This is a genomic window from Stenotrophomonas sp. KH_029, assembly GCF_057839765.1.
In genome coordinates this window covers 357,919-378,205 of sequence record NZ_CM174498.1, presented here as the reverse complement: position 1 = coordinate 378,205, position 20,287 = coordinate 357,919, and the positions used below count along the sequence as shown (strand labels likewise).

Annotated in this window: 22 protein-coding genes; 16 read left to right on the top strand and 6 right to left on the bottom strand. The window is 68.2% G+C overall.

All coding sequences use genetic code 11. From position 1 onward, the window contains the following. Positions 1-33 precede the first annotated feature (33 nt). The 3 genes from AC3ITM_RS01710 to AC3ITM_RS01700 are packed head-to-tail and all read left to right on the top strand — an operon-like array spanning position 34 to position 3,100. Positions 34-789, top strand: coding sequence for an SDR family NAD(P)-dependent oxidoreductase (locus AC3ITM_RS01710; RefSeq protein ID WP_489267938.1), 756 nt, complete (start codon positions 34-36; stop codon positions 787-789). A gap of 29 nt (positions 790-818) precedes the next feature. Beyond that, a complete protein-coding gene (locus tag AC3ITM_RS01705; protein WP_489267936.1) occupies positions 819-2,000 on the top strand; it encodes a GDSL-type esterase/lipase family protein in 1,182 nt (393 codons plus the stop codon). Further along, complete coding sequence (locus AC3ITM_RS01700; RefSeq protein ID WP_489267934.1) at positions 1,997-3,100, top strand: sugar kinase; 1,104 nt, start codon at positions 1,997-1,999, stop codon at positions 3,098-3,100. Before AC3ITM_RS01705 ends, AC3ITM_RS01700 begins: the two co-directional genes overlap by 4 nt. Positions 3,101-3,204: 104 nt before the next feature. On the opposite strand, the gene AC3ITM_RS01695 is transcribed toward AC3ITM_RS01700, so the two are convergent. Beyond that, entirely contained in the window at positions 3,205-3,801 is a 597-nt protein-coding gene (locus AC3ITM_RS01695; RefSeq protein ID WP_489267932.1) for a TetR/AcrR family transcriptional regulator, read from the bottom strand. Positions 3,802-3,913: 112 nt separating this feature from the next. Between AC3ITM_RS01695 and AC3ITM_RS01690 the strand changes: the two genes are divergently transcribed. The 3 genes from AC3ITM_RS01690 to AC3ITM_RS01680 are packed head-to-tail and all read left to right on the top strand — an operon-like array spanning position 3,914 to position 6,785. After that, positions 3,914-4,969 carry a sugar phosphate isomerase/epimerase family protein gene (locus tag AC3ITM_RS01690; RefSeq protein ID WP_489267930.1) on the top strand — a complete coding sequence of 352 codons (1,056 nt, stop codon included), beginning with the start codon at positions 3,914-3,916 and terminating at the stop codon, positions 4,967-4,969. After that, positions 4,969-5,853, top strand: a complete 885-nt coding sequence (locus AC3ITM_RS01685; RefSeq protein ID WP_489267928.1) for an alpha/beta fold hydrolase — start codon at positions 4,969-4,971, stop codon at positions 5,851-5,853. Before AC3ITM_RS01690 ends, AC3ITM_RS01685 begins: the two co-directional genes overlap by 1 nt. Then, positions 5,850-6,785 carry an alpha/beta hydrolase gene (locus AC3ITM_RS01680; RefSeq protein WP_489267926.1) on the top strand — a complete coding sequence of 312 codons (936 nt, stop codon included), beginning with the start codon at positions 5,850-5,852 and terminating at the stop codon, positions 6,783-6,785. Before AC3ITM_RS01685 ends, AC3ITM_RS01680 begins: the two co-directional genes overlap by 4 nt. A gap of 88 nt (positions 6,786-6,873) precedes the next feature. On the opposite strand, the gene AC3ITM_RS01675 is transcribed toward AC3ITM_RS01680, so the two are convergent. Together AC3ITM_RS01675 and AC3ITM_RS01670 are read right to left on the bottom strand one after the other, a co-directional pair. After that, positions 6,874-7,302: an NUDIX domain-containing protein gene (locus AC3ITM_RS01675; RefSeq protein ID WP_489267924.1), complete on the bottom strand. Its 429-nt coding sequence runs from the start codon at positions 7,300-7,302 to the stop codon at positions 6,874-6,876. A gap of 127 nt (positions 7,303-7,429) precedes the next feature. Beyond that, on the bottom strand, positions 7,430-8,002 hold the full coding sequence (locus tag AC3ITM_RS01670; RefSeq protein ID WP_489267923.1) for an OmpO family porin: 573 nt from the start codon (positions 8,000-8,002) through the stop codon (positions 7,430-7,432). A 701-nt stretch (positions 8,003-8,703) separates the two neighbouring features. Between AC3ITM_RS01670 and AC3ITM_RS01665 the strand changes: the two genes are divergently transcribed. Beyond that, entirely contained in the window at positions 8,704-9,063 is a 360-nt protein-coding gene (locus AC3ITM_RS01665) for a DUF1428 domain-containing protein (RefSeq protein ID WP_489267921.1), read from the top strand. 316 nt (positions 9,064-9,379) lie between these two features. On the opposite strand, the gene AC3ITM_RS01660 is transcribed toward AC3ITM_RS01665, so the two are convergent. From AC3ITM_RS01660 to AC3ITM_RS01650, 3 genes are all read right to left on the bottom strand, one after another. Further along, entirely contained in the window at positions 9,380-9,781 is a 402-nt protein-coding gene (locus AC3ITM_RS01660; RefSeq protein WP_489267920.1) for a hypothetical protein, read from the bottom strand. Positions 9,782-10,162: 381 nt separating this feature from the next. Beyond that, positions 10,163-11,185: a histone gene (locus AC3ITM_RS01655; protein WP_489267918.1), complete on the bottom strand. Its 1,023-nt coding sequence runs from the start codon at positions 11,183-11,185 to the stop codon at positions 10,163-10,165. A gap of 43 nt (positions 11,186-11,228) precedes the next feature. Further along, positions 11,229-11,624, bottom strand: a complete 396-nt coding sequence (locus tag AC3ITM_RS01650) for a hypothetical protein (RefSeq protein ID WP_489267916.1) — start codon at positions 11,622-11,624, stop codon at positions 11,229-11,231. 560 nt (positions 11,625-12,184) lie between these two features. Here AC3ITM_RS01650 and AC3ITM_RS01645 point away from each other — a divergent pair. From AC3ITM_RS01645 to AC3ITM_RS01605, 9 genes are all read left to right on the top strand, one after another. Continuing rightward, a complete protein-coding gene (locus AC3ITM_RS01645; RefSeq protein WP_489267914.1) occupies positions 12,185-13,612 on the top strand; it encodes a Do family serine endopeptidase in 1,428 nt (475 codons plus the stop codon). A 115-nt stretch (positions 13,613-13,727) separates the two neighbouring features. Beyond that, a complete protein-coding gene (locus tag AC3ITM_RS01640) occupies positions 13,728-14,093 on the top strand; it encodes a hypothetical protein (protein ID WP_228884548.1) in 366 nt (121 codons plus the stop codon). Between the two features lie 6 nt (positions 14,094-14,099). Continuing rightward, positions 14,100-14,600, top strand: a complete 501-nt coding sequence (locus tag AC3ITM_RS01635; protein WP_228884549.1) for a phage holin family protein — start codon at positions 14,100-14,102, stop codon at positions 14,598-14,600. After that, entirely contained in the window at positions 14,597-15,058 is a 462-nt protein-coding gene (locus AC3ITM_RS01630) for a protein sip-5 (protein WP_489267912.1), read from the top strand. The genes AC3ITM_RS01635 and AC3ITM_RS01630 overlap by 4 nt, the downstream gene beginning before the upstream one ends. A gap of 128 nt (positions 15,059-15,186) precedes the next feature. Then, a complete protein-coding gene (locus AC3ITM_RS01625; RefSeq protein WP_489267911.1) occupies positions 15,187-16,275 on the top strand; it encodes an AI-2E family transporter in 1,089 nt (362 codons plus the stop codon). 46 nt (positions 16,276-16,321) lie between these two features. Next, positions 16,322-17,032 (top strand): HAD family hydrolase, encoded by a 711-nt coding sequence (locus AC3ITM_RS01620; RefSeq protein ID WP_489267909.1) that lies wholly within the window; start codon positions 16,322-16,324, stop codon positions 17,030-17,032. A gap of 23 nt (positions 17,033-17,055) precedes the next feature. Further along, positions 17,056-18,426 carry a leucyl aminopeptidase family protein gene (locus AC3ITM_RS01615; protein ID WP_489267908.1) on the top strand — a complete coding sequence of 457 codons (1,371 nt, stop codon included), beginning with the start codon at positions 17,056-17,058 and terminating at the stop codon, positions 18,424-18,426. Between the two features lie 153 nt (positions 18,427-18,579). Next, on the top strand, positions 18,580-19,692 hold the full coding sequence (locus tag AC3ITM_RS01610) for a catalase family peroxidase (protein WP_489267906.1): 1,113 nt from the start codon (positions 18,580-18,582) through the stop codon (positions 19,690-19,692). Beyond that, complete coding sequence (locus AC3ITM_RS01605) at positions 19,689-20,267, top strand: cytochrome b (RefSeq protein WP_489267904.1); 579 nt, start codon at positions 19,689-19,691, stop codon at positions 20,265-20,267. The genes AC3ITM_RS01610 and AC3ITM_RS01605 overlap by 4 nt, the downstream gene beginning before the upstream one ends. The last annotated feature ends 20 nt before the right edge of the window (positions 20,268-20,287 follow it).

The following is a 20,287-nucleotide window of genomic DNA, read 5'->3' as shown; positions in this document are numbered from 1 at the left end:
TCCTTTCCCCCAACGCACTACTGGAGTTTTTCCATGACCCAATTCAACGACAAGGTGGCCATCGTCACCGGTGGTGGCCGCGACATCGGCCGCGAGATCTCGATCAAGCTGGCCGCCGCCGGCGCCAAGGTGTGCATCAACTACGCCAACGACGAAGCCAGCGCGCAGGAGACGCTCCAGCAGATCGAGGCGGCCGGTGGTACCGCGATCGTGCACCGCGCCGACGTCACCGATGCCAAGGCGGTGGCCGGCATGGTGGCCGCGACCCAGGCGGCATTCGGTGAGCGCATCGACGTGCTGGTCAACGTGGCCGGCGGCATGGTGCAGCGCCGTCCGCTGGCCGAGATCGACGAGGCGTTCTTCCACAAGGTGATGGACCTCAACATGAGCTCGGTCTACCTGACCACCCACGCGGTGGTGCCGCATATGCCCGAGGGCGGCGCGATCGTCAACTTCGCCTCGCAGGCCGGCCGCGATGGCGGTGGCCCGGGCGCGGCGATCTATGCCACTGCCAAGGCCGCGGTGATGACCTTCACCCGCGCCATGGCCAAGGAACTGGGCCCGCGCGGGATCCGGGTCAACGCGCTGTGCTGCGGCATGATCGCCACCCGCTTCCACGACGAATTCACCAAGCCCGAAGTGCGTACCGCGGTGGCTGGCAATACCCCCCTGCGCCGCCAGGGCCGTCCGCAGGAAGCGGCCGATACCGCGGTGTACCTGGCCTCGGATGCGGCCGGTTTCATCACCGGTGCCAACGTCGACGTCAACGGCGGCACCTACTTCTCTTGATCGACTGCTGACCGCCTGGGAGGGCTGACATGCTGCGCTGGATCTCTGCATTTTCGATTGCACTTGCCACCAGCGCCGCTGCGCTGCCCGCCCATGCCCAGGTCTGGGTGCCGGCGTGGACCGCCTCGCCGGCACCGGACCGCCAGGACGGCACCCCCGAAGCACCGGTGCAGTTCGCCCACCAGACCGTGCGCCAGGATATGCGCCTGGCCAGTTCGGCCACGGCGCTGCGCTTCCGCATCAGCAATGAACTCGGCGATGCGCCGCTGACCATCGGCGGCGCGTCGGCGCAACGCACCGGCACGGCCACCCCGGCCAAGCTGGTCACCTTCAATGGTCGCAGCGAAGTGGTGGTGCCGGTGGGCGCGGCCCTGCTCAGCGACCCGGTGGCGATGACGGTGCCGGCGCTGGCCGATGTATCGCTGACCGTGTACTTCCCCGATGCCACCCGCCCGGCCGTGCGCCGCACCGCGCTGCGCATCGCCGACGGCCGCCTGGCCGAGGTGGCCGACAAGGTCAAACTGGCGTACCGGCAGAACGTGGTGTCGGCGGTGTTGGCCGAACGCAGCAGCAAGCCGGTGGTGGTGGTGGCGCTGGGCGATTCGATCACCGAGGGCGCCACGGCCACCCGTGGCAGCAACGGCGATTGGCCGGCACTGCTGGCCGCGCGCCTGCAGCAGGCCTGCCCGGACCAGGTGGTGCTGGTCAATGCCGGCATTAGCGGCAACAAGGTGATGGACCACGGGCGCAGCCACAGTGCGCTGGCCCGGTTGGACCGCGATGTGATCGCCCTGCCCAACGTGGCCAAGGTGATCGTGTTCGAAGGCATCAACGATATCCGCCACGACGGCGGCACCCCACCCAAGCCCGGCCGCAATGCCGAGGACATGGTGCTGGGCTACCGGCAGATCGCCGAGCGCCTGCACGGCAATGGCATCGGCGCGATCGCCGCCACCCTCACTCCGTTCGGTGGTTCGGACCGTTACGAGCCGATCTCGGCGGCCACCCGCACCAGCCTCAACACCTGGATGCGCGGCGGGCGCAGCGGCTTTGATGCGCTGATCGATTTCGATGCGATGCTGCGCGATCCGGCCAACCCCGAAAGCCTGCCCGGCGACATCACCCGCGACTACCTGCATCCCAATGATGAAGGCTACCGGCGCATGGCCGCCGGCGTCGACCTGGGCCTGCTCGGCTGCCGCGCACGATGAGTGCGCAGCAGTTCCGGCTGGCCCCGCACGCTGCCCCGCGCTGGGACGCGCTGGCGCTGGGCGAGGTGATGCTGCGTTTCGACCCGGGTGAAGGGCGCATCCGCAACGCGCGCCAGTTCCAGGTCTGGGAAGGCGGCGGCGAATACAACGTGGCCCGCGGGCTGTGCAGCACCTTCGGCCACCGCAGCGGCGTACTCACCGCGCTGCCGCGCAATGAGCTGGGCGTGCTGGCCCAGCAGTTGATCCAGGCCGGCGGGGTGGATGCCAGCCAGATCGTATGGCGCGAGTACGACGGCATCGGCCGCAACACGCGGATGGGGCTGAACTTCACCGAGCGCGGCTTCGGGGTGCGTGCTCCGCTGGGGGTGTCCGACCGGGCGTATTCGGCTGCCGCGCAGCTGCAACCGCATGAGTACGACTGGGATGCGCTGTTCGGCCGCGACGGCGTGCGCTGGCTGCATACCGGTGGCATCTTCGCTGCCCTTTCCGAGCACAGCGCGCGCACCGCGATCGCGGCGGTGCAGGCCGCACGCCGGCATGGGGTGGCGGTGTCCTACGACCTCAACTACCGCGCCAGCCTGTGGAACAGCCATCCCGATCCGGATGCGGCGCGCCACGCCAACTGCGCCATCGCGGCAGAATGCGACCTGCTGGTGGGCGACGAGTATTCCTTCGCGGCCTGCCTGGGCATGGACCTGGCCGACCTGGGCCGGCGCGCCACGCCGATGGACGTGGGCCCGGCCGATGCGGCCGCACAGCGGGCACTGCAGCGGTTCCCCAACCTGCAGGCGGTGGCATTCACCCTGCGCGATGCCAGCAACGCCGCCCGCAACGGCTGGGCCGGCGCGCTGCGCACGCGCCAGCAGCTGTTCGTGTCCGCTGCGCGCGAAGTGGACCTGCTCGACCGGGTCGGCGGCGGCGATGCATTCGTGGCCGGGGTGGTGCATGCGCTGCTGGCCGGCAAGGGCGAGCAGGCCGCGGTGGAGCTGGGCGCCGCGCATGGCGCATTGGCGATGTCCACGCCAGGCGATACCGCCTGTGCCAGCCTGCAGGAAGTGGAAGCGGTGGCGCGTGGCGAGGGCGCGGCGGCGCGGCGCTGAAGCGCGGCTTCGACCGCTTTCCTCAGTCCGTCCTTGCACCCGGCCGGCCTGTCACTGACCCGGGCCGGCGCCGGGGCTGGCTGGACCGGCAGGACTTCAGCCAATCAGCCGGCGGTCTGTTCTGGCAGGGCCTGCATCGCCACCGCCACCGCGGCCAGCAGGCGGGCACGGCTGGCGCCGTCGCGGGCCTGGGTGGAAATACCGTGCAGCACGGTGGCGAAGTAGTCGCCCAATGCCTGCACATCCACGCCCGTGGCCAGGTCACCGGCACTGGCGGCCTGCTGCAGCCGCGCGATGATCTGCTGGGTACGCTGGCGGCGGTGTTCGGCCAGCCAGTCCATCACCGCTTCGTTCTCCGGTGCGGTACTGGTAGCCGCCGAGACCACCAGGCAGCCCTGTGCACGTCCACGCCGGGTGTAGGTGAGCACCGCGTCGTGGAGCATGCGTTCGATCGCCGGGCGCACCGCCTGCTCGCGCAGCGCGCGGTCGGCAAAGCCACCGTCGCCGGCTTCGTATAGCGCCACCGCCTCGCGGAACAACTGCTCCTTGCTGCCGAAGGCGGCGTAGATGCGTGCCGAGGCAATTCCCAGGGCTTCCACCAGCGCCGACATCGATGTGCCCTCGTAGCCACGCGCCCAGAACAACAGCATCGCCTGCCTGAGGGCTTGGTCTTTGTCGAATTCGCGGGGGCGGCCAGCCATGGGGCATCACTACGGAAAGAAGCGGTGCGGCAATTCTAGCGATACCTGGCGTTGACCGGGTCGAATTCGTCGTCTATTCTTTGTTGATCGACAAACAATAAGGCGACACCCGATGCGCACCATCCAAGGCCCCAGCCTGCACCTGGCCCAGTTCAGTGCAGACCAGCCGCCCTTCAACGACCTGCCCTCGATCGCCGCCTGGGCGGCAAGCCAGGGCTTCAAGGCACTGCAGATCCCGGCATGGGACGAGCGCCTGTTCGACGTGGAACAAGCCGCGCACAGCCAGCAGTACTGCGACGACATGATCGCCATGCTGGCCAGCCACGGGCTGGTGATCAGCGAGCTCACCACGCACATCTTCGGCCAGCTGGTGGCGGTGCACCCGGCCTACGACGCGCTGTGCGACAGCTTCGCCCCGCCGGCCCTGCACGGCGACCCGGCCGCGCGCAGCGCCTGGGCGATCGAGCGCATCACGCTTGCCGCCAAAGCCTCGCAACGACTGGGGCTGGACCGCATGGGCACCTTTTCCGGTTCGTTCGCCTGGCCCTACCTGTTCCCGTTCCCGCAACGACCGGACGGACTGATCGAGGCCGCGTTCGAGGAGCTGGCGCGACGCTGGCTGCCGATCCTGGACGTATGCGAGGCGCATGGCGTCGACCTCTGCTACGAAATCCACCCCAGCGAAGACCTGCATGACGGCACCAGCTTCGAGCGGTTCCATGCCGCGGTGGGTGGCCACAGGCGCTGCCGGATCCTGTTCGATCCCAGCCACTTCGTGCTGCAGCAGCTGGATTACCTGGCCTTCCTGGATATCTACCGCGACTTCATCGGCATGGTCCACATCAAGGACGCCGAGTTCAATCCGAGCGGCCGCCAGGGCATCTACGGCGGTTACAGCGGCTGGACCGAGCGCGCCGGGCGCTTCCGTTCGCTGGGCGACGGGCAGGTGGACTTCAAGGGCATCTTCTCCAAGCTGGCCCAGTACGACTACGACGGCTGGGCCACGCTGGAGTGGGAGTGCTGCCTGAAGAACCAGGAAGACGGCGCCCGCGAGGGCGTGGCATTCATCAACGCGCACATCATCAACGTCACCGACCGCATCTTCGACGATTTCGCCGGGGCGCCGGTGAGTCGTGCGCAGATCCACGCCATGCTGGGGATCCACTGATGAACACCACCGACACGAACGCCGCGCTGGACGGGCTTGTCCACCGCCACGTGCGCATCGACGGCCGCAGCGTGCATTGCGCGATCCTGGGCGAAGGCCGGCCGGTACTGCTGATTCCCGGCTGGCCGCAGACCTGGTACGCCTGGCGGCATATCCTGCAGGCGTTGGCCGACCAGGGTTTCCAGGCCATTGCGGTGGACCCGCCGGGCACCGGCGATTCGGACACCCCGGCCCATGGCTACGACACCGGCGCCATCGCTGCCACGCTGCACGCGGTGATGCAGCAGCTGGGCCATGCGCGCTACCAGGTGGTGGGCCATGACGTGGGCATGTGGGTGGCGTACGCGCTGGCAAGCGACCAGCCGCAGGCGGTGCAGCGGCTGGCCATCACCGAAGCGGTGATTCCCGGCCTGGCCGATGCGCCACCGGTGTTCGTCGCCCCGGAGGACAACATTTTCCTGTGGCACTTCATGTTCAACCAGGTGCGTGACCTGCCCGAAGCGCTGATCGCCGGGCGCGAGCGCGCCTATCTCACCTTCATGTTCGACCGTTGGGCGCACCGACGCGAAGCGGTGGCCTGCGAGGTGTACATCCGTGCCTACGCCGCACCGGGTGGATTGAGCGGTGGCTTCGGTTACTACCGCGCCATTCCCGATACCATCCGCCAGAACCGGCAGCGCGCGCGCACCCCGTTGGCGATGCCGGTGCTGGCGATCGGCGCCGAACACGCTACCGCCGACATGCCGATGGACACCATGCGCGCGCACGCCAGCGACCTGCGCGGCACGATGATTGCCGACTGCGGCCACTTCGTGATGGAAGAAGCCCCGCAGGCGTTCCTGGACCAGCTGTTGCCATTCCTGCTGCCGGACTGCGCAGCATGAGCCTGGATGCGGATGTTGCACGCTTCCTGCGTTCCCTGCCGCCGCCGGAGACGGTGGCGGGGTTGACGCTGCAGCAGATACGCGTGGCCAGCGAGGTTGCCCTGCCCGCGCTGCAGGGACGGTTGGAGCAGGTGGCCGACGTACGCGATTTCAGCGTGGCCGCCAGCGATGGCCATGCCATCACCGTGCGTGCGTACTGGCCAGACGGACATCGCCAGGGCCAGGCACGCCCGGGGCTGCTGTTCGCCCATGGCGGCGGTTGGTTTCAATGCTCGCTGGCGGTGTACGACAACCCATGCCGGGCGCTGGCCAACGCCAGTGGCTGCGTGGTGCTTGCCGTGGATTACCGGCTGGCGCCGGAGCACCGCTACCCGGTGCCACTGGAAGACGTGTATGCCGCGCTGTGCTGGAGCCACCGCGAAGCCGCCCTGCTGGATATCGACCCGGCACGGCTGATGGTCGGCGGCGACAGCGCCGGCGGCAACCTGGCCGCCGCAGTGGCCCTGCTGGCGCGCGATCGCGGCGGGCCGCCCATCCACCACCAGCTGCTGTTGTACCCGGCCCTGGACACGGCAACCGACAGCGACAGCCATCGGCAGTTCGGCGAGGGCTACTACCTCAGCACGGCATTGATGCAGCGCTGCTGGGAGGCGTACCTGGGCGACGGCTACGCCGCCACCAGCGGCCATGCGGTGCCCGCGCGCGCCGCCAACCTGCGCGGGCTGCCACCGGCCAGCGTGCTGGTCTGCCAGTACGACCCGCTGCGCGACGAAGGCGAGCACTACGCCGCGCGGCTACGGCAGGCCGGGGTGGCCGTGCATTGCGAGCGCCTGCCCGGCATGGTGCATGCCTGCCTGCATCAGCTGGGGGCTGCGCCGGCGGCACGGCTGGTGCTGACGCGCAGTGCGGCGCTGCTGGGCGCGGTGGCCTGAGGCGTGGCGGTGGCGTGCCGGCGCGCGCGGCCGCCAGTGCCGGTCAGCCGCGCATGGCTTGGCTGATCGGCCCGCCAAAGTGGCCAGTTCAGTGCGCCATCGACAGCTCGGCCAGTGCGCGCCGCGCCGAGGTGGTCAGCGGCGCAGGCAGCGCGTCGGCGGTGAACCAGCCCAGTTCCGGCAGGGCCTCGGGCTCGCGCACCTGCGCCACCTGGGCCGCATCCAGCATGCGCACCACATACACCGGCGCCACCCAGTGCTGGGCCAGCGCCGGTTCGAAGTGGTCCACCACGCACAGCAGCCGCTCCACCGCCACGCGCAGCCCGGTTTCCTCCTCGACTTCGCGGACCACGGCGTGCTCGACCGTTTCCATCCAGTCGACCTTGCCACCGGGCAGGCCCCAATGGCCCTGCTCGGGCTGGCGCCCGCGCAACATCAGCAGGATAGCGCCATCGGCACGCTGCACCACCGCGCCGCAGCCAAGCCGCGGGCGTTGCAGATCGTTCTGTGGGTTCATGCGGGCCTATCCTCGGTCGGGAAAGGCATAGCGTATCGGCAACGGCGGCCCAAACGGAAAAGGCCCGGCATTGCCGGGCCTTTCCTGCCACGCCGATCAGGCGCGTGACGTTGCGGTCACACCGCTATTACCAGCTGAAGCGCGGGCCGACCGACCATTCCTTGTCGCCGTGGCGGTTCATCTTGATGTCGCCGTTGATGCCCCAGTTCTGGTTCAACTTCACCTGGCCACCCAGGCGGCCGTAGAACTCGCCATCCGGGTTGATGCCGTGCTTCTTGCTGTAATCCTCGTAGCCGGCCATCGCATAGACTTCGGCGTGCTGGCCGAACGCGGTACGGATACCGGCTTCGGCGCTGTAGCCGTTGAAGTCCAGGCCTTCCTTCGGGTCGAACTTGTTGTAGGCAACGCGGCCGACGAAATCGGTGCTGTTGCCGATTTCCTGGTTGTAGCCCACGCCGACGCGCCACTGGTCAACCTTGAAGTTGCCGATGTCGGTCTTCTGCTGGTTGTACTCACCGAAGGCGTGGAAGTTCGGCAGGAAGCCGTAGGAACCCTTCACGCCCCAACCATCGGCCTTGCCACCGTCGGCGTCGGTCTTGACGTAGTCGCCTTCAGCGTAGTTGTAGGACAGGCCTTCGGCAGCCGAAGCGGCGAACGGCAGGGCGGCGGCGAGGGCCAGGGCAATCAACGAAGTCTTCATGGGGGTACACCTTTTTGTCTTGAACTTCTTGCAGGTGGCGCGGACGCCGGCCTGCATCGGGAAGTTAATTCTCCGTTATTCGCCCTAACCCGCCCTGAAGTTCGGCGTTTTCATTCCGCTGAATTTTTGGCAAAGGTTCAGTTGCGCTCTGGCATACGCGCGCCGCGCGGAAACCACTGAAAAACAGCGGCGCGCGGCGCGACGTGGCGATTGCGCCGGTGACGATGCTGAACCTTCGGGGAAGTGGCCGGGGAATCTGGCGACACGCCAGCATCGGCAAAAGGAAACGGGTCACGACGATGCCCTTGCGGGGCGTCACGCGTTGGGGAAGCCGCTCTTGGGGAGTAGTCGGCTAACGCGCCCTTCCTCGGTGATACACCGGCTGACGCCGATCCGGCGCCAGACCTCAGGTCGCTGGGGATGCTTCCTTTCCGGCAGCTCGATTCTGGGCTGATTCCGTCACGGGTTCTATCAGACGGTTCTTAGTCTGGATTAGGAATTCTCTGACACGACAAGCGGGCTTTTCGCCGGAATACTCCCGTAAGTGGCTGAATTACATGCCGATCACTATCACACGCCCCCTGCGTCTCCCTCACACCGCTACGGCGCGGCCCGGCGCAGTGTCGATTTCCCCCGCCCGTGTTCGTCGTATACAGACCAGGCGCCCATTCCGGCGCGCCGTGACCCACCGGAGGCAACCCATGTCCTATATCGATGGTTTCGTGCTGGCCGTCCCCACCGCCAACAAAGACAAGTTCCTTGCCCACGCCCGCGAGGCCGACGCGATGATCGTGGAGTACGGCGCGCTGCGCGTGGTGGAGTGTTGGGGCGATGACGTCAGCCATGGCAAACAGACCGATTTCTTCCGTGCGGTGGAAGCCAAACCGGATGAAACCGTGGTGTTTTCGTGGATCGAATGGCCCGACAAGGCCACCCGCGATGCCGGTATGGAAAAGATGATGGCCGACCCGCGCATGGACCCGGCCAACAACCCGATGCCGTTCGATGGCAAGCGCATGATCTATGGCGGCTTCGTGCCGGTGGTCGATCTGCCGGGCTGATCTGGCCAACACGCGATAAGCATCAGCATGGGGGCGCGTAGGGACTCTCGCCGTTTACTCCACCCCCATGCTGCTGCCACCACCGCATATGAGTCGCTCGTCGTGCCGGACAGGATGATGTCCAACAACGCCGCCTACCCGGTATCGCGGATGCAGCGCGTGCTGCATGCCCCACCGCCGTCGACAAGTGGCAGAACATCGTTGCTGGCCGCGCCCGGCCGCAGCTGACGCACACCATGCAGAGGCCATAGTCCACCTGCAATGCGCTGGTGAATGAACTACCAAGGCCTGTAGGGAAAGATCATCGCAACCGGTATCAGCGCGACAGCCCGGCCGGCCACAGACGATCTACCAGTGCTTCCATTTCAAGGGGATGCCCGGCCGCATCAGCAGTTGCCTTGAACTGCTCCGGGGCCGGCATGCGCTGCAAAGGTGCGCCACCCCACAACGTCGTTCCCAATGCGAGTACCAGCACGCCGTCGGTGGCCGCAAAAGGCGGCACTGTCTCTACCGCCGCCCGCAAAGCCTGGGCACTTGCGGGCGGAAGCGCAGGTTCCAGGTCCAGCCAGACACGCGCCTGCCCACCCGGACGCACGGCCAGTACCAGATACCCACCACTTGGCGTTGCAGGCAGTACGGCGAGGGCCTGCTCGCTGGCCATCTGCACGCGCTTGAGATAGTCGACCACGGCGTCAGCCGATGGGGAACGCTGCTGCATGACCGACTCCGGCTGCAGCATCACCAGGCCCCGCCACTCATTCACTGCAGGCGCGGCAGCGACCGCACTGCAGAACATGACAAGTGCGGCTATCACGCCCAGTTGCCCGAGTATCCGCCATTGGACCACATCGCACCTCGTCCCTGATCATCAGCGCCTTGACGCTGCTGTTATGGCACAGACTGACCGTGGCAGGAAGCAGATGCCGTGCCGGCGGGCAGGGATATCCATCGCGAGCGGGCGCTGCCGCTACTGACTGGCACCGTGCGCAGGTACAACAGGATGGAAACACACGCCGAAGGCGTGGGGCGGGCACGCAGGGAACACACACCTGCCGCCGCGTCACGGCGCCCGCCCGGAGGCAGGCGCCGTGCGTACTGCTTACTTGCGGGCGCGCTTGGCCGGGGCCTTGCGGGCCACGGTCTTGGCGGCGCTGGCGCGCTTGGCCGGTGCAGCCTTGCGGGCTACGGCCTTCTTGCCGATCACCTTCTTGGCGACAGCGGTCTTCTTGCCGACCGTCTTCTTGGCCACGGCAGCCTTCTTGCCGATCACCTTCTTGGCGGCGACGGTCTTCTTGCCGACCACCTTCTTGGCAGCGGCAGTCTTCTTGCCGACGGTCTTCTTGGCAGCGGCGACCTTCTTGCCGACGGCCTTCTTGGCTACGGCGGTCTTCTTGCCGACCGCCTTCTTGGCCACGGCGGTCTTCTTGCCGACAACCTTCTTGGCGGCAACCGTCTTCTTGCCGACGACCTTCTTGCCCACCACCTTCTTGGCGGCAGCCGACTTGCTGGCCACAGCCTTCTTGACGGTGGCAGCCTTCTTGCCGACCACCTTCTTGGCGGCGGCGGTCTTCTTGGTCACCGCCTTCTTGGCGGTGGCGACCTTCTTGGCGATGGTCTTCTTGGCCACGGCGGCCTTCTTGGTCACGGTCTTCTTGGCGGTGGCGACCTTCTTGGCGATGGTCTTCTTGGCCACGGCGGCCTTCTTGGTCACGGTCTTCTTGGCGGTGGCGGCCTTCTTGCCGGCAGCCTTGGTGGTCTTGGTCACGGCCTTTTCGGCGGCGGCCTTCTTCTTGGCGACCTGCTTCTTCAGCGCGGCGGCCTCGGCCTTGGCGTTGCTCTTGGCTGCTTCCAGCTTCTTCTTGGCGCCGGCCAGGGTCTTGCCCACCGACTTGGCAGCCTTGTCAGCCTTCTTGGCGACGGTCTTCTCGGCCTTCTGCACGGCCTTCTTGACCTTGGCAACCTGGGTGGTGGCGGCCTTGCGCGCGCGCTTGACGGTCTTCTTCACCGATGCCACGGCGTCTTCGGCGGTGGTGGCGATGCTCTCGCCCACTTTGCCCGCGACTTCTTTCACTTCGTCTACGCCGTGCGACAGGGTCGCGGTCACGCCATTTCCATTGCTCATGATTGCCTCCTAAGGGGACTGGTTAGTCAAATCGCTGGCGATGCTATACCGGCGCGGTGCTTCGTGGAACGGTCTTGTCGCACGCCATGCGCCGCATCTGTGCTTGGCGGGCCGGTGCTGCACCCGCCCGGCGAACCGGGCATCTGCAACAAACCCCTTTAAAACAGCTTCCATCGTTGGCCTGCATGCTGCCGCCGCGCACGTCCCCGCGCGCGGCGAACCGATGCAGGGCAATGTGCAATTGACCGTCGCAGGTGGTCCGGCCAGTACCCTTTACCTCGACAACTGCGCCATCTTCGCGCGGGAAACGGCCACCGCCTTCATGCAGGCTGGCAGTCCCGAGCCGCGCGTGGCAGGCCGCGGCGGCAGTCAAACGCATGTCGATGCCGCCGGTTGATCGGCACGCCTGGGCGATGCGGCAGTGGCGTTTACCGATCACGCCGCAGCGCCGTCGGCAACGCGTTGCAGCGACGGCATGGGGCCATCGGTGATCCATGCACATGCATGGATCGGCATGCGCAACGCGGGTGCGTCTCCTGGTCGATGCCGATTCCCTGCAGGCCGACCGCATGCTCCCGGCGCCCACGTCGATCCGGCATCGGGCGATGCATGCAGGGGACGACAGGCAGGCCGATGCGACCGTAGCGACGACCATGCGCACCGAATGCCGCTGACGGCAGGCCAGGGAGGGGCGATGGAGAACCGTTCAACACAGTGGCGGTCATGGCGCATCCGTGGCGGAAGGGTATTGCCCCGGGCCGACAGACCCAACCTCTTGGGGAAATCCAGATCGGCAACGCAACATATTGTGGCCGATGCCCTTGCAGCTTACGCCGGCACGGCACCCTGTCAACGCCCCTGCCGGGCCGGCGCGCCCTGTCGCGGTAGGCCGCCGGCCGCCGTGCGATGGCGACTTGGTTAAGCCGCATCCACACACATTCATTCAGCTTGAACTACCGTATGCGTGTCTTTGCCTTCTTGTTACGGAACCGCCGGACCATGCGACCGCTCCCGACCCTGCTTACGCTCGCACTTGCCGCCGCCTTCGGTGGCTTCATCGCCTCGGCGATCAACGCCCACCTGGACAACCGCGCCGAGGCGGCGCCGGTGTCGCTGGCCATTCCGGCCACCGCCGCGCTGCCGGCCGCCGTCGCCGGGCAGGCGGTGCCTTCGCTGGCGCCGATGCTGGAGCGGGCGATGCCGGCGGTGGTCAGCGTCAACACCAAGCAAGTGGTGCGGGTGCGCAACCCGTACTTCAACGACCCGTTCTTCCGCCGCCTGTTCCCGGAAGTGCCGCAGGAGCGCATCAACGAATCGCTGGGCTCGGGGGTGATCATCGATGCCGGCGCCGGGCTGGTACTGACCAACCACCATGTAATCGACAACGCCGACGACGTACAGGTCACCCTGTCCGACGGGCGCACGGTCAAGGCCGAGTTCATCGGCTCGGACCGCGACACCGACATCGCGCTGATCCGCATTCCGGCCGACAAGCTCACCGCGCTGCCGCTGGGCAACAGCGAACAGCTGCGCGTGGGCGATTTCGTGGTGGCGATCGGCAACCCGTTCGGTTTCAGCCAGACCGTCACCTCGGGCATCGTCTCGGCGGTGGGCCGCAGCGGCATCCGCGGGCTGGGCTACCAGAACTTCATCCAGACCGATGCCTCGATCAACCCGGGCAATTCCGGCGGCGCGCTGGTCAACCTGCAGGGCCAGCTGGTGGGCATCAATACCGCCAGCTTCAATCCGCAGGGCAGCATGGCCGGCAACATCGGGCTGGGCCTGGCCATTCCGTCCAACCTGGCCCGCGATGTGGTCGACCAGCTGGTCAAGCACGGGGTGGTGGTGCGCGGCACGCTGGGGGTGGAAGCGCAGAACCTGACCCAGCAGATCGCGCAAGGGCTGGGCCTGGGCGAGGCGCGCGGTGCGCTGGTGACGCGGGTGCTGGCCGGGTCCGGCGGCGCCGCGGCCGGGCTGCGGCCGGGCGATGTGGTGGTGGCGGCAAACGGCCAGCGCGTGGACAGCGCCCAGGCCCTGCACAACGTGGAAGGTCTGCAGCCGGTGGGCAGCACGCTGAACCTGGAGATCCGCCGCGACGGTAAGCCATTGCAGCTCAAGGCCACGCTGAAGGAACAGGCGCGCGCGGTCAGCGGCGACACGCTGGACCCGCGGCTGGGCGGTGCCACCTTCGTGGACCTGCCCGAGGCCCTGCGCCAGGCCGGGATCAGTGGCGTGCAGGTCAGCGAGGTCAAGCGCGGCAGCCGCGCGGCGACGTCGGGATTGGCCGCCGGCGATGTGATCACCGAAGCCACCGCCGGCGAGTTCGCCGACCTGGCCAGCTGGCGCGCCAACTTCCAGCAGCGCCCGGCGCAGCTGGTGCTGCGCATCATCCGCGGCAATACGCCGGGCGTGCTGGTGATGCGCTGAACGGCGGCGGGCGCCGTAACGTCGCTTACACCCCCCCGATGCTATTACCTTGTGTTCGTTGCCGACCGGTCCGCCGGCGGCCACCTTCCCCATCGCCACCATACGGAGAGTCACGATGAGCCCCACCAATACCGAGAACCTGAAGGAACACCTGGGTGAAGCCGGTTCGCACCTGAAGTCGGCCGCCAGCGCCGCCGGCGGCGCGATCAAGGGCGCCACCGGCGCTGCCACCGACGAACTGCGCATCGGCAAGGCCAACGTCAAGGCCGAGCTGTCCGATACCGCGCTGTCGGGCCTGGCCGCCGCCGAGTTCGGCGGTGCCGCCGCCAAGGAACAGGTGGATGCACTGATGGACAAGGGCAAGGACCTGGTCGACAGCGCCGCCGAACTGATCCGCGAGCGTCCGCTGGCCTCCTTCGGCGTGGCCTTCGCCGCCGGCTGGATCATCGCCAAGCTGGCCCGCAGCGGCGGCGACAAGTAACCCGGCGTGAGCGATCCAACCCCGTCGACCGCTGCCGGTGGTGCGCAAACCCCACCACCGGACAGCGGTGAAAAAGCCCCCCACCTGGACGAAAGCATCCGCCAGGTCGGCCAAGCCGGCCGCGACACCGTGGACGCGGCCAAGCACACGCTGCGTTCGCTGCGGCGGCTGGCGTCGGCCGATTTCGCGTTGGCGCGCAGCGCGTTCGGGCGTGCGCTGGCCTGGAGCGGGGTGGCGATCGTGTTCGGCGCCTCGGCCTGGTTGTTGCTGGCCGGCACACTGATCGCGCTGATGGTGCGCTGGGGCATGTCCTGGTTCCACTCGCTGCTGATCACCTCGATCCTCAGCCTGGTGGTAACCGGCTATGCGATGTGGCGGGTGTCGTTCTTCTTCCGGCATACCGGCATGCATGCCACCCGCCGCCAGTTGTCGCGGCTGGGGCTGTATGACGAACCGGGCGAGGAAGATCCCGATGCCGACGTCGATACCACCGGGGCCAAACGATGAACTTTGAAGCCTTGCGGCAGCGCGTGCAGCGTGCCGAACTGGTGGTGGCGGTGCGGGTGGAGAAGACCCGCAGCAACTGGTCCACCCTCAGCACCGTCTGGCGTTCCGGCTGGACGCCGTTGCGGATCATCACCGTCGGCCTGGCCGGCGGCTTCCTGGCCGGCCGGCTGGAGCCGACCGGGCTGGGCGCGAAGGTACAGGGTGCGCGCTGGCTGCAGATGATCGGGTCGGTCTCCAGCCTGGTGGCCAGCACCCAGGCTGCGTTCGCCTCGATCCAGGCCGGCGAAGCGGCCGATACCGCCGAGCAGGCGGCCGACAAGGTCGACCAGGCCGCCGATGAACTGCCGCGCCAGGCCCCGGCGGCGACGCCCGCAGCCAGTCCGCAGGTACGTGCAGACACGGATGCGGCACGGCAACCGCAGCCGGCCGAAGCGGCCACCGATCTTTCCGAACGCTGACGTAGAAAGAAGCGAGGTCCGGCCACGGCCGGACCTGGAAACGTCCGACCATGGGTCGGACCTGCCTGCACACACCGTACGCACCCGGCGTACCCAATAATGGCGCTCCTTCCCTGCCCGGCGCCCGCATGAGCGTTCCTGCCGTTTCCCCCGACGAGGCCGTCGCCGCCCCGCCGCCACGTCCGCGTGCATCGATGTCGCTGGTGGTGCTGGCCACCCTGGCGGTGGGCTTCACCCTGTGGGCGGCGCAGGAAGTCATCCTGCCGGTGCTGCTGGCGATGTTCTTCGCGCTGGTCGGCAACCCGATCCTGCGCCTGCTGGGCAAGCTGTGGATCCCGCGCTTTCTCGGTGCGGTGCTGGTGCTCGGGGTGGGCCTGAGCGGTGCGGCCGCGCTGGGCGTGCAACTGGTCGGCCCGGCCATGGAATGGGCACAGGAAGCGCCGCAGCAACTGCGCAAGGTAGCGCGCCAGGTACAGAACCTGACCAAGCCGGTGCAGCAGGCCAACCAGGCCGCGGAGAACTTCGCGCGCGTGGCCGGCGGCGAAGGCAGCCGGCGCGTACAGATCGTGCGCACCCAGCTGGACGATCCCTACAAGGTGCTTACCCGCGCCCCGCGGCTGGCCGCCTCGGTGCTGGCGGTGGTGCTGCTGACCCTGTTCTTCATGATCTACGGGCAGAACCTGCAGAAGCATGCCATCGCGCTGTTCCCCAACCGCCAGCAGCAACGCTTCACCACCGACATCCTGCGTTCGATCGAACGCGAGGTGTCGCGCTATGTGCTGACCATCACCGTGATCAACACCGCCGTGGGGCTGGTGTTTTCCGGGGTGTTGCTGCTGCTCGGGGTCAGCCTGCAGGAGGCGCTGCTGTGGGGCACGGTGGCCGCGCTGCTGAACTTCGCGCCGTACGTGGGGCCGCTGATCGGGGTGGCGCTGATGCTGCTGATGGGCTTTGTGGAATTCAGCGACCCGCTGGCGGCCCTGCTGCCGGCAGCCTGCTACCTGGCCCTGCACACGGTGGAAGGCCAAGTGGTGACCCCCATCGTGCTGGGCCGGCGCATGGCGATTTCGCCGCTGATCCTGATCCTGGCGCTGATGGTGTTCGGCTGGCTGTGGGGCATGGTCGGGCTGCTGCTGGCGGTGCCGCTGCTGGTCTGCATCAAGCTGGTGCTGGCCCGGCTGGAGGGCACGCAGGGCTGGGCGCGGCTGCTGGAATGAACCGATCCGGCATGCCCGGCGCGGACGGCAGGAGTAGAATGGCGCGGTGAATTTCCCTATCCAAGCCATTACCCTGGACCTCGACGACACCCTGTGGCCGTTCGCCCCGATCGGCGCGCGGATCGACCAGGTACTGTTCGACTGGATGCTGCAGCACAGCCCCGCCACCGCCGCGATGTACCCGGTGGCGGCGATGCGCGAACTGCGTGAGCGTTCCTTCCACGACAACCCGCAGCTGCACCATGACCTGAGCGCGTTGCGCCGGCTGACCCTGCGCGAAGCGCTGGAGCGCAGCGGCGCCGACCTGGCCCTGCTGGAACCGGCCTACGAAGCGTTCTACGCCGCGCGCAACCAGGTGGAGTTCTACCCCGACGCGCTGGACGCACTGGCGCGGATCGCCGCCAGGGTGCCGGTGGCCGCGCTCAGCAACGGCAATGCCGACCTGCAGCGGATCGGGGTGGCGCACCATTTCAGTTTCCAGCTGGGCTCGCGCGAACACGGCGCGGCCAAACCGGCGGCCAGCATCTTCCATGCCGCCTGCGACCGCCTCGGGGTTGCCCCGGCACAGGTGCTGCACGTGGGCGACCACGCCGAAATGGACGTGGCCGGCGCGATCCAGGCCGGCCTGCGTGGCTGCTGGATCAACCGCGAGGCGCACGCCTGGAACCATCCTTCGCTGCAGCCCGACCTGCAGTTCGACACCTTGACCGGGCTGGCCGACTGGCTGGATGCCAACGCATCGGCCGCGCACGCCTGACCACGAACGGAGCCACACCCCGCATGACCCAGATCAACGGTTTCACCCCCGATGCCTCCAAGGCGCTGCCGCTGCACGTGATGAACCGCGAACAGTTCAGCACCTGGCGCGCGCAGCAGAGCCCGGCACTGGGCGCGTGGGTGGATGCGCAGCACTTCAACGGCAGCGGCGCCAGCGTGGTGCTGCTGCCCGGTGAGCACGGCCTGGCCGGTGCGATCCTCGGCGTGGGCGATGCCGGCGATGCCTACGCCTATGCGCACGCCCCGTTCGCGCTGCCCGAGGGCAGTGTGTGGCAGCTGGCCGATACGCTGCCGGCGGAAATGGAAACCCTGCTGCACCTGGGCTGGGGCCTGGGCAGCTACCGCTTCAGCCGCTACCGCAAGCCCAACCGCGCCCCGGCGCAGCTGGCCGCCACCCCGTCGGCGGAAGTGCGCGATGTGGTGACCGCCAGCCTGCGCGTGCGCGACTGGGTCAACACGCCCAGCGAAGACATGGGCCCGCAGCAGCTGGAAGACGCCGCGCGCGACCTGGCTGCCGCCTACGGTGCGCAGATCGAGGTGATCACCGGCGATGCGCTGCTGGAGCAGAACTTCCCGTCCATCCATGCGGTGGGCCGGGCCTCGCACCGCGCGCCGCGGCTGATCGCGCTGCGCTGGGGCAACGAAGGCCAGCCGCACGTGGCGCTGGTCGGCAAGGGCGTGTGCTTCGATACCGGCGGGCTGGACATCAAGCCGGCCGATGGCATGCGCAACATGAAGAAGGACATGGGCGGCGCGGCGCATGCGCTGGCCCTGGCCGGGCTGGTCATGGCCCGGCAGCTGCCAGTGCGGCTGACCCTGCTGATTGCCGCGGTGGAAAACGCGATCGGCCCCGATGCGTTCCGCCCCGGCGAAGTGATCGCCACCCGCAAGGGCCTGAGCATCGAGATCGACAACACCGACGCCGAAGGGCGGGTGATCCTGGCCGATGCGCTGACCTATGCCAGCGAGCAGCAGCCGGAGATCGTGCTGGACTTCGCCACCCTCACCGGCGCGGCGCGCATCGCGCTGGGGCCGGACCTGCCGGCGCTGTTCAGCAACGACAACACCCTGGCCCAGCAGTGGCTGCAGGCCGGCGAACGGACCCGCGACCCGGTCTGGCGCATGCCGCTGTGGCGCCCGTACCTGCGCTACCTGCACAGCAACATCGCCGACCTGGCCAATGCCGGCTCGCGCATGGCCGGTTCGGTCACTGCCGCGCTGTACCTGGAGCGTTTCATCGCCGAGGGCCAGAAGTGGGCGCACCTGGATGTGTACGCCTGGAACGACGGCGAACGCCCGGGCCGCCCGGCCGGCGGCGAAGCCCTGGCACTGCGCTCGGCCTGGGCGATGCTGCAGGCGCGTTACGCCGGCTGACCGCCGCGTGCCGACGGCTGTCCCCACAGATCCCCGCTTCGGCGGGGATCTGCGTTTTGAATACTTGTCAAAAATGTGAATATCGGCCCGACCACTGTTCTGACACCATGCCTGCGTCGCCCACCCACACGCATCGTGAAGGCAGGAAACCGCATGTCGCTCTTCGGCTATACCCGCGCCGGCCAGGAGCCGGGCGCCCCGCGGCCGCCCTCGCCGCTGCTGTGGCTGGCGCTGATCGCGCTGATTGCCGGGCTGCTGGTGCTGGCCTTCGCCTGGCTGGCCGGCTGGATCGGCCGCGACCGCGCCACCGCGCAGGCGTTCACCGACAGCATCGAGGCCACCGGCCCGCCGCACCCGGGTTTCCGCCGCGCGCACAGCAAGGGCGTGTGCGTCAGCGGCAGCTTCCAGGGTACGCCGGAGGGCGCGGCGCTGAGTTCGGCGCGGGTGTTCCGGCAGCCGCAGGTGCCGGTGCTGGGCCGGCTGTCGATCGGCGGCGGCGACCCGCACGGCGCCGACGCCAATGCACGCGTGCGCAGCATGGCGCTGCAGCTGGTCAGCGATGACGGCCAGGAATGGCGCACGGCCATGAACAGCTTCCCGTTCTTCGCCGTGCCCACGGCCGAGGCCTTCCTCGAACAGACCCGCGCCAGCATTCCCGACCCGGCCACCGGCAAGCCGGACCCGGCGAAAATGGCCGCCGTGCTGGAAAAGTACCCGTCCGCGCGCGCCTTCCAGCAGTGGGCCAAGACCGAACCGTGGTCCAACAGCTGGGCCAATACCGCCTACAACGGGGTCAACAGTTTCCGCTTCACCGCCGCCGACGGCAGCCATCGCTACGTGCGCTGGAGCATGCGGCCGCAGGCGGCGTTCGTGGAGATGACTGCCGCCCAGCGCGCGCAGGCCGGGCTGGACTATCTGGCCGATGAGTTCCAGCAGCGGCTGGCCCAGGGCCCGGTGCGCTGGGACATGTGGGTGACCATCGCCGAAGACGGCGACCCGATCGACGACCCCTCGCAGCCCTGGCCGGCGCAACGCCGCCAGGTCAAGGTGGGCACGCTCAGCCTGGTGTCGATGCAGCCGCAGGCGCAGGGCGCCTGCCGCGACCTCAACTACGATCCGTTGATCCTGCCCAGCGGCATCGGCGGCAGCAATGATCCGATCCTGGCGGCGCGTTCGGCGGTGTATTCGCAGTCGTTCAACCGCCGCGAGCGCGAGATCGCCAGTGGCAAGGGCGCGGCCGCCACCGGCAAGGAAGGTGCACGATGAACCGCGATGCCGGCCACTTCAACCTCACCGCGCGGGTGCTGCACTGGCTGATGGCGGCGATGATCCTGACCATGCTGTTCGTCGGCGTGGGCATGGTTGCCGCGCTGCAGTGGCGGCCGCTGCTGATCGACCTGCACCGCCCGCTGGGCATCGCGATTCTGCTGCTGGTGATCGTGCGCCTGTACAACCGCCTGCGCCACCGGCCGCCACCGTTGCCGGCTGATCTTCCGGCTTGGCAGGCCGCTGCCGCGCATGCGTCGCACTGGGTGTTGTATGGGCTGATGCTGGCGATGCCGCTGGTGGGCTGGTCGATGCTGTCGGCCGGCGGCTACCCGATCGTGATGTGGTCCGGCTTCAACCTGCCGGCGATCGTGCCGCACGACCCGGCGCTGTACGCCGCATTGCGCAACGCGCACAGCCTGCTGGCCTACGCGCTGTTCGCCACGGTGGTGGTGCACCTGTCGGCCGCGCTGTTCCACCTGTGGGTGCGCCGCGACGGCGTGTTCCAGGCGATGGCGAAGGGACCGACAGCGGGTGGGGTAAAGGACGATAGCGATGGAGAAGCCGTTCGATAGCTGCTGCCGCCGTACCGGTC

Bases quoted from the DNA above. Each gene is read 5' to 3' on its own strand.
- AC3ITM_RS01640 (WP_228884548.1), top strand. From the start codon at position 13,728: ATGAGCCCCACCAATACCGAGAACCTGAAGGAACACCTGGGTGAAGCC.
- AC3ITM_RS01655 (WP_489267918.1), bottom strand. From the start codon at position 11,185: ATGAGCAATGGAAATGGCGTGACCGCGACCCTGTCGCACGGCGTAGAC.
- AC3ITM_RS01660 (WP_489267920.1), bottom strand. From the start codon at position 9,781: ATGCAGCAGCGTTCCCCATCGGCTGACGCCGTGGTCGACTATCTCAAG.
- AC3ITM_RS01685 (WP_489267928.1), top strand. From the start codon at position 4,969: ATGAACACCACCGACACGAACGCCGCGCTGGACGGGCTTGTCCACCGC.
- AC3ITM_RS01675 (WP_489267924.1), bottom strand. From the start codon at position 7,302: ATGAACCCACAGAACGATCTGCAACGCCCGCGGCTTGGCTGCGGCGCG.
- AC3ITM_RS01625 (WP_489267911.1), top strand. From the start codon at position 15,187: ATGAGCGTTCCTGCCGTTTCCCCCGACGAGGCCGTCGCCGCCCCGCCG.
- AC3ITM_RS01610 (WP_489267906.1), top strand. From the start codon at position 18,580: ATGTCGCTCTTCGGCTATACCCGCGCCGGCCAGGAGCCGGGCGCCCCG.
- AC3ITM_RS01710 (WP_489267938.1), top strand. From the start codon at position 34: ATGACCCAATTCAACGACAAGGTGGCCATCGTCACCGGTGGTGGCCGC.
- AC3ITM_RS01680 (WP_489267926.1), top strand. From the start codon at position 5,850: ATGAGCCTGGATGCGGATGTTGCACGCTTCCTGCGTTCCCTGCCGCCG.
- AC3ITM_RS01645 (WP_489267914.1), top strand. From the start codon at position 12,185: ATGCGACCGCTCCCGACCCTGCTTACGCTCGCACTTGCCGCCGCCTTC.
- AC3ITM_RS01670 (WP_489267923.1), bottom strand. From the start codon at position 8,002: ATGAAGACTTCGTTGATTGCCCTGGCCCTCGCCGCCGCCCTGCCGTTC.
- AC3ITM_RS01665 (WP_489267921.1), top strand. From the start codon at position 8,704: ATGTCCTATATCGATGGTTTCGTGCTGGCCGTCCCCACCGCCAACAAA.
- AC3ITM_RS01690 (WP_489267930.1), top strand. From the start codon at position 3,914: ATGCGCACCATCCAAGGCCCCAGCCTGCACCTGGCCCAGTTCAGTGCA.
- AC3ITM_RS01705 (WP_489267936.1), top strand. From the start codon at position 819: ATGCTGCGCTGGATCTCTGCATTTTCGATTGCACTTGCCACCAGCGCC.
- AC3ITM_RS01695 (WP_489267932.1), bottom strand. From the start codon at position 3,801: ATGGCTGGCCGCCCCCGCGAATTCGACAAAGACCAAGCCCTCAGGCAG.
- AC3ITM_RS01615 (WP_489267908.1), top strand. From the start codon at position 17,056: ATGACCCAGATCAACGGTTTCACCCCCGATGCCTCCAAGGCGCTGCCG.
- AC3ITM_RS01630 (WP_489267912.1), top strand. From the start codon at position 14,597: ATGAACTTTGAAGCCTTGCGGCAGCGCGTGCAGCGTGCCGAACTGGTG.
- AC3ITM_RS01700 (WP_489267934.1), top strand. From the start codon at position 1,997: ATGAGTGCGCAGCAGTTCCGGCTGGCCCCGCACGCTGCCCCGCGCTGG.
- AC3ITM_RS01605 (WP_489267904.1), top strand. From the start codon at position 19,689: ATGAACCGCGATGCCGGCCACTTCAACCTCACCGCGCGGGTGCTGCAC.